The organism is Desulfobacter sp. UBA2225, assembly GCF_002348205.1.
Classification (GTDB): domain Bacteria; phylum Desulfobacterota; class Desulfobacteria; order Desulfobacterales; family Desulfobacteraceae; genus Desulfobacter; species Desulfobacter postgatei.
In genome coordinates, this window is the sequence record NZ_DDYV01000211.1 from 1 (window position 1) to 6,296 (window position 6,296).

The following is a 6,296-nucleotide window of genomic DNA, read 5'->3' on the forward strand; positions in this document are numbered from 1 at the left end:
AACAAACTCGATAGGGTCTTCCACCGTAATAATATGGTCTTTTCTGTTTCTATTGGCCTGATCAATGATGGCAGCAAGGGTGGTTGATTTACCGGACCCGGTGGGTCCGGTCACCAGTACAAGCCCCCTGGGCAGGTCTGCCAGTTTTGAAATGACAGGCGGCAACCCAAGGGCTTCGGCAGTCAGAATATCCGAGGGGATTTCGCGGAATACCGCGGCTATGCCGTTTTTCTGCATAAAATAATTGGCCCTGTAACGGGCAAGGCCGGGAATTTCATACCCAAAATCAACATCCCCGGTCTCTTCAAATTCCTTAATCTTTTCCTGGGAGGTAATTTCATACAGCATGCCGCGCAGCTTATCACTGGTCAGTTTATCGTATTTAATTCGCTCGATGTCGCCGTGAAGTCTTAACGCAGGCTGCTGCCCCGCAGTCAGATGCAGATCGGATGCCCCCTGGTCATGCATAAGCTTGAAAAATGCATCAATTTCAGCCATTTTTTCCCCTTATTATTTTGTTATTTGCCCCCTGAACGGGGAAAAGGACTCAGGCCCGACGGATAAATCTCACGGCCGCATCTGATTCGTCGGCAGCTTTATTTTCTTCCTTGGTCATTTCGAGCAGTTTTGAGTGCGACTCAAGCACCGAACCGATCTGCATTTCAAGCTGGATGCGCTGGCGTTTAAGTTCCGTAATATCGCTGTGCAACTGGGAAAGACGTTTATGGGTCCGGTTCAGAATCTTTTCAGCCTCAACCTCTGCATTTGCGATTGTTACCTGGGCGGATTTTTCAGCGTTTTCCTTCATCTGATCCAGTACTCTCTGGGACTGAATCATGGCATTTCTCATTGATTCTTCGCGTTTTCTATAACCTTGGTTTTCCAAATTCAATCGATGATTTTCCTGCCTGAGTTGTTCTATGGCAGTTTCCTGGGATTCAAATTCCCTTGCCACTTCTTCAAGGAAGGTATCCACTTCCTGTACATCAAAACCTCTGAAACGGGTGGAGAATTCTTTTTGTTTGATCACCAAAGGTGTAACGCCCATGAACAAACTCCCTTTATGATTATCACATCGAACGGGCCATGCCGATCAGGCTCTTTACAACAAAATTCTGAAGAAAAATAATAACTAAAAATACAACTATCGGGGACATATCCAAACCGCCGAAGGTCACGGGAAGATGTTTGCGGACCTGGTAAAACACCGGTTCCGTTGTCTTGCGAAGAAACCGGACAATTGGGTTGTACGGATCCGGATTCACCCAGGACAGCACGGCCGAGGCAATAATTATCCACATATAAATATTTAAAGCATAGTCAAGAACAATGGCAATAGCCATAAAGAAATTAGCCAATATCAGCATTCTACATCACCCTGGTTCAGGTTGTTTTTATGGAACGTTGTTACCGTGAGACAATTGAAAAGTCAAGTTTTTTTGACTTTTTCTCTACATTGTTATAAAAGTACAGATCGTTTAAATATTTACCCTTTAAAAAATTATGTTTAAATTATTTTGAAAAAATTAATCAACTTCATAAAAAAACTTTTTGCAGGAAAACCAAAAAAACAAAATGCCGGAACCACTATTTCGGAACCCAGGAAACCTAAACCGACTACAGCCCCACATAACAGGGACGCCGGGACGGTTGAAAAGCCGCGTCAAAAAATCAGAAAACCGAGCTGGACCCTGGAGAATTTCCAGGTCGAGCCCCAGGAGGGAAAGACCCGTTTCCATGACCTCCAGCTGACCACGGGGATGATGCACGCCATCTGTGACCTTAATTTTAAATACTGCACAGAGATCCAGGCCCAGCTTCTTCCTCACACCCTTGACGGTCGGGACGCGACCGCAAAGGCCCAGACCGGAACAGGCAAAAGTGCCACCTTTATCATTACCTTGATTGATCGGTTTGTCCGCACATCCGTCAAGCGGGAAAAAAAGTATCCCCGGGCCCTGATCCTTGCCCCCACAAGGGAACTGGTTCACCAAATTGAAAAGGATTTCAAGGGACTTGCCAAATATTCCCATCTTCGCATTGTCCCGATTTTTGGCGGCACGGATTATCGCAAACAGCAGACGCTTCTGACAGACAAACCCGTGGACGTCATAGCTGCAACCCCGGGACGCCTTCTGGACTTTATCTCAAAAAAACTGATTGATCTGTCCAGGGTGGAAATTGTTGTCATTGACGAGGCGGACCGAATGTTGGACATGGGATTTATCCCGGATGTCCGCCGCCTGATTTATATGACACCTCACAAGGACAAGCGCCAGACACTGTTTTTTTCCGCCACCCTCACAGACGATGTACTCCGCCTCGCCGAATCCTGGACCCGGGATGCCGTGGGCATTGAAATTGATCCGGAACATGCCGCTGCGGAGAGCATCAACCAGATTGTCTATCTGACCACGGAAGGGGATAAGTTTAAAAATGTCTGCAATCTTCTAATTAGTGAAAATCTTGAGCGGGTCATCATCTTTGTCAACCGCAAGGATACGGCCCGGCATCTGTCGGAAAAATTATCCAGGTACGGCCTGAATGCGGGGATACTGTCCGGAGATGTGGCCCAGGACAAACGATTCGAGGTGCTCAACAGGTTTAAGACCGGGGATCTGAATGTTCTGGTGGCAACAGACGTAGCCGCCCGGGGACTTCATATTGAAAACATCAGCCACGTAATCAACTATGATCTACCCCTGGAACCCGAGCATTACATCCATAGAATCGGACGCACCGGCAGGGCCGGCGCCACGGGTACCTCAATAAGTTTTGCCGATGAAATGAGTTCGTTTCAAATCCCTAAAATTGAAGAGGTACTTGGCCACAAAATCAGCTGCGAATATCCGACAGGAGCTCTGGAAGCGAAGCTGCCGGCACCGGTGCCGCGTCCTTCAAAGCAAAGGTCTAAACAGAATCAAACAAAAGCTGAGAATAAAGAGAAAACGCCTTACAGGAAACGAAAAAAGCCCGCAACAACAATGGCAAGCAAAAACCCATGACCCGGTTGACACCCACGCATATTCAATGTAAAAATAGCCCGTTAACTAACCAATTTTGACATCACAAGGAGTAACACCACCATATGTTTGGTCTAGGAATGCCGGAAATTTTGCTGATTCTGGCCATAGCCCTTATCGTCATAGGTCCGCAGAAACTGCCGGAAGTTGCAAAAATGCTCGGCAAAGCCATGGGGGAATTCAAGCGATCTGCCCAGGAACTGAAAAATTCCATTGATATAGAAACCACGGTAAATGAAGCCAAGCCGAAACCTGTTAAAAGAAAACTCAAAGATGTTATTAAGGATATAGGCACGGAAGACCCCAAACCGCAGCAGGTTTCCGCCAAACCGGAGACCACGGACAAGGCGGATGAGCAGAAAGCCAAAGCATCCCCGGAACCGGCACAGGACAACCCGAATGCAGGCCCCCCGCCCCCGGCTTCGTCCAAAACAGAAACAGTCACCTCTAAAGAATAAATCCATCAGGTATCCGACATGAACGACCAGGAAGAAAAAAGTCCTTTTACCGAGCATCTGGGCGAATTGCGTGACCGTCTGATTCACTCCTTTATTGCCGTGGGTTTAGGCTTTGTTGTTGCCTATTTTTTCAAGGAACAACTGTTTGAGATTCTGACGGCCCCCCTGGTAACCGCTATGGCAAAAAGCGGCAATGCAAAACTAATATTTACAGGCTTACCCGAAGCCTTTTTCACCTATATGAAAGTGGCCTTGCTGGCAGGCATTGCCCTTGCCACCCCGGTACTGTTTTATGAATTCTGGATGTTTGTTTCTCCGGGGCTGTACCGGGAAGAAAAAAAATATGTCCTGCCCATAATCATTCTATCGCTTATTTTCTTTATTGCCGGTGCCTCATTCGGGTATTTTATTGTTTTTCCATACGGGTTTGAGTTTTTTCTGGGCTTTACCACGGAAACCATCCAGGCAATGCCTTCCATGAAGGAGTATTTATCCTTCGCATCCCAAATGCTTCTGGCCTTTGGATTTGTTTTTGAGTTGCCCCTTGTCCTGACCTTTTTGTCCCGCATGGGTCTGGTTCCCCCCGCCTTTTTAAAAAAAAACAGGAAATATGCCATACTTCTGTTTTTTGTGGTAGCAGCAATCCTTACCCCCCCGGATGTGGTTAGCCAGATTATGATGGCCTTGCCGCTTATTGTTTTATATGAGGTTGGGATTATTGGCGCCACTATTTTTTCACGAAAATCCACGGCTCAGGAAGAGGAAGAGGACGAGGAGGACGAGGAGGACGAGGAAAACGAGGAAGACGAGGCGTCGGTTTCCCAGGACCCCGAAGACGGGGAGAATACTGAAAGCGATACAGAAGATGAAGATGAAAAATAGCACCCTGAAAAATTTTACAAAGACGGTTAGGATTGACTTTACCCGGGGCTTAGGTGTAAAAAAGGCAGGTAATGAAAGACATAATCGGCTCTATAGCCGAAAAAAAGCAATATAGTTTTAACTTTTAAAGGAGAAAAGAGGTTATGAACAAGAAAATTTTTACCCTCCTGCTGGCAGCAGGGATTGCTGTGGTTTTCACTGCCTCCGGCATACAGGCAGGGAACACTGTAGATGATGTGATCACCATGAAAAGCAAAATTTTAGATGCAACGCGTAAAAAATCGCCGGATGCAGAAAAACCTTGCAAGCTGGTTGAATTCACCCATAAAAAACATTATGAAGAGTACAAAATTTCCTGCGGCGACTGCCATCATGACAAAGAGGGCAAACCCCTTGCCGATCTTAAAGCAGGCCATGATGTCCAAAAATGCGAAGAGTGCCACAGCAATGTAAAAGCCGGCGACAAAACCTTCCAGGGCAAATACAAGGCCAAACCTGTTGACATCATGCACCTTGAATCAGCCATCCATGAAAACTGCATTGGCTGCCACAAGGAAAAAGGCCTGACGGTCGGCACCAAATGCGGCGACTGCCACACAAAAATGTAATTATCAAGGTAGACGATTAACCGTTTACCCGTTATATATTTGAAAAGGGGAAAACCGTATGGTTTTCCCCTTTTTTACGTTTCACGCCGCCAGGTATGTCAATGAGTAAAACATCACCCCACACACCCCAGACTTGGGTCCTGGACCACAATGGTCCGCCTTCTGTGTTTCTTTTTTACCTGGCACATCAGCGTTTTATACACGGGAAACCCGGAGATGGGATCAAACTGCTCAAGGTCGGTAAGCACATTGACATTGGCTTTTCGCCAGGATTCCGGGCCTAAAGGACCGCCGCCGCCCACTGGTGCGTAAACAAACCCTTTCATCACATTTTCCGTGACATCGGCCCGCATCTCCACAAACCCCCGGGGCGTTTTCACCACCACCGTATCACCGGTCTCAATCTGTCGATCTGCGGCATCCTGCGGATTCATCTGAACCATGGGATCCGGATATTTTTCAATAAAATCAGGAATTGCCCGCAGACAGGATTTCATGTCCGGTTTAAAGGGGCCCGTTCCAAGAATCAAAGGAAACCGGTTGGCCAGTAAAGGTTGACTGACGGGGGTTTCAAAAGATTCTTCATATTTTGGCAATCCCTCATACCCCATCTCCTCCAGCAGCTGCGATTTAATTTCAAACTTGCCGGACGGGGTTTCAAAGCCTGGCTTTCCGTCCGTTCGCAAATGCCCTGTCTCCCATTTCCGGTAGGTCATGGGTTCGGCTGGTTTGCGCACTGTCAGGCGCTCATCCTGTTCCATATCGGCCCGGGTAATGCCGGTATCTTTTAAAACCAGGTCCAGCAAATGTGTTTCATTGGCAGGAAACTTTTCGCCATACCCAAGTTTTTGGGCCAGTTCCGTTAATATGGTAAAGCAGGGTTTGCTCTGCCCCACCGGTTCAATCATTTTTTCCCGTAACCGGACAGCATTGCCGTAAAAGCAATAGGATGACTGCTCAAAAGCCGTGGTGGCCGGCAGTACAATATCCGCCCAGGCGGCATCCCGGGTGAGCTGCAGATCAATGGAGACCAGAAAATCCAGGGCATCAAAGGCCTTTTGCCACAAAATGGGGTTGGGCCAGGCAGTGAGGATGGATGCGCCAAGGATAAACAGGCCGTGGATTTTATAAGGATCCCCCTCTAAAATAGATTTCGGCAGACGGTTGGCATGGGGCTCTCCTCCGCAGAAATGGGCGTAAACCGGGAAATGTCCTGCACCGATGGAGCGATCAAACCCAGGGCTTGCAATCTGGTGATCTTTATTCAGATGGATCTGATTCTCATGGGGGACAAAACAGCGGCCCCCTTCAACATCCAGCTGCCC

Annotated in this window: 8 protein-coding genes; 4 read left to right on the forward strand and 4 right to left on the reverse strand. The window is 47.6% G+C overall.

Annotated elements, in window-relative coordinates:
• The 3 genes from B3D59_RS10610 to B3D59_RS10620 all read right to left on the reverse strand — a co-directional run.
• Positions 1–498: type IV pilus twitching motility protein PilT (locus B3D59_RS10610; protein ID WP_286819641.1), on the reverse strand; the 498-nt coding region annotated here is incomplete at its 3' end.
• A gap of 49 nt (positions 499–547) precedes the next feature.
• Positions 548–1,048: a DivIVA domain-containing protein gene (locus B3D59_RS10615; RefSeq protein WP_286819643.1), complete on the reverse strand. Its 501-nt coding sequence runs from the start codon at positions 1,046–1,048 to the stop codon at positions 548–550.
• A 22-nt stretch (positions 1,049–1,070) separates the two neighbouring features.
• Complete coding sequence (locus B3D59_RS10620; RefSeq protein ID WP_286819645.1) at positions 1,071–1,367, reverse strand: YggT family protein; 297 nt, start codon at positions 1,365–1,367, stop codon at positions 1,071–1,073.
• A 150-nt stretch (positions 1,368–1,517) separates the two neighbouring features.
• Between B3D59_RS10620 and B3D59_RS10625 the strand changes: the two genes are divergently transcribed.
• The 4 genes from B3D59_RS10625 to B3D59_RS10640 all read left to right on the forward strand — a co-directional run bounded on the left by B3D59_RS10625 (position 1,518) and on the right by B3D59_RS10640 (position 4,971).
• Positions 1,518–3,005 (forward strand): DEAD/DEAH box helicase, encoded by a 1,488-nt coding sequence (locus B3D59_RS10625; RefSeq protein ID WP_286819649.1) that lies wholly within the window; start codon positions 1,518–1,520, stop codon positions 3,003–3,005.
• A gap of 83 nt (positions 3,006–3,088) precedes the next feature.
• The gene (locus tag B3D59_RS10630) at positions 3,089–3,481 is read left to right on the forward strand and encodes a twin-arginine translocase TatA/TatE family subunit (RefSeq protein ID WP_286819658.1); all 393 of its coding nucleotides are present in this window, start codon (positions 3,089–3,091) and stop codon (positions 3,479–3,481) included.
• 18 nt (positions 3,482–3,499) lie between these two features.
• On the forward strand, positions 3,500–4,363 hold the full coding sequence (gene tatC / locus B3D59_RS10635; RefSeq protein WP_286819671.1) for a twin-arginine translocase subunit TatC: 864 nt from the start codon (positions 3,500–3,502) through the stop codon (positions 4,361–4,363).
• Between the two features lie 143 nt (positions 4,364–4,506).
• Complete coding sequence (locus tag B3D59_RS10640; protein ID WP_286819675.1) at positions 4,507–4,971, forward strand: cytochrome c3 family protein; 465 nt, start codon at positions 4,507–4,509, stop codon at positions 4,969–4,971.
• Positions 4,972–5,084: 113 nt separating this feature from the next.
• Here B3D59_RS10640 and B3D59_RS10645 read toward each other — a convergent pair whose 3' ends face one another.
• Positions 5,085–6,290: a molybdopterin dinucleotide binding domain-containing protein gene (locus tag B3D59_RS10645; protein WP_349676886.1), complete on the reverse strand. Its 1,206-nt coding sequence runs from the start codon at positions 6,288–6,290 to the stop codon at positions 5,085–5,087.
• Between the last annotated feature and the right edge of the window lie 6 nt (positions 6,291–6,296).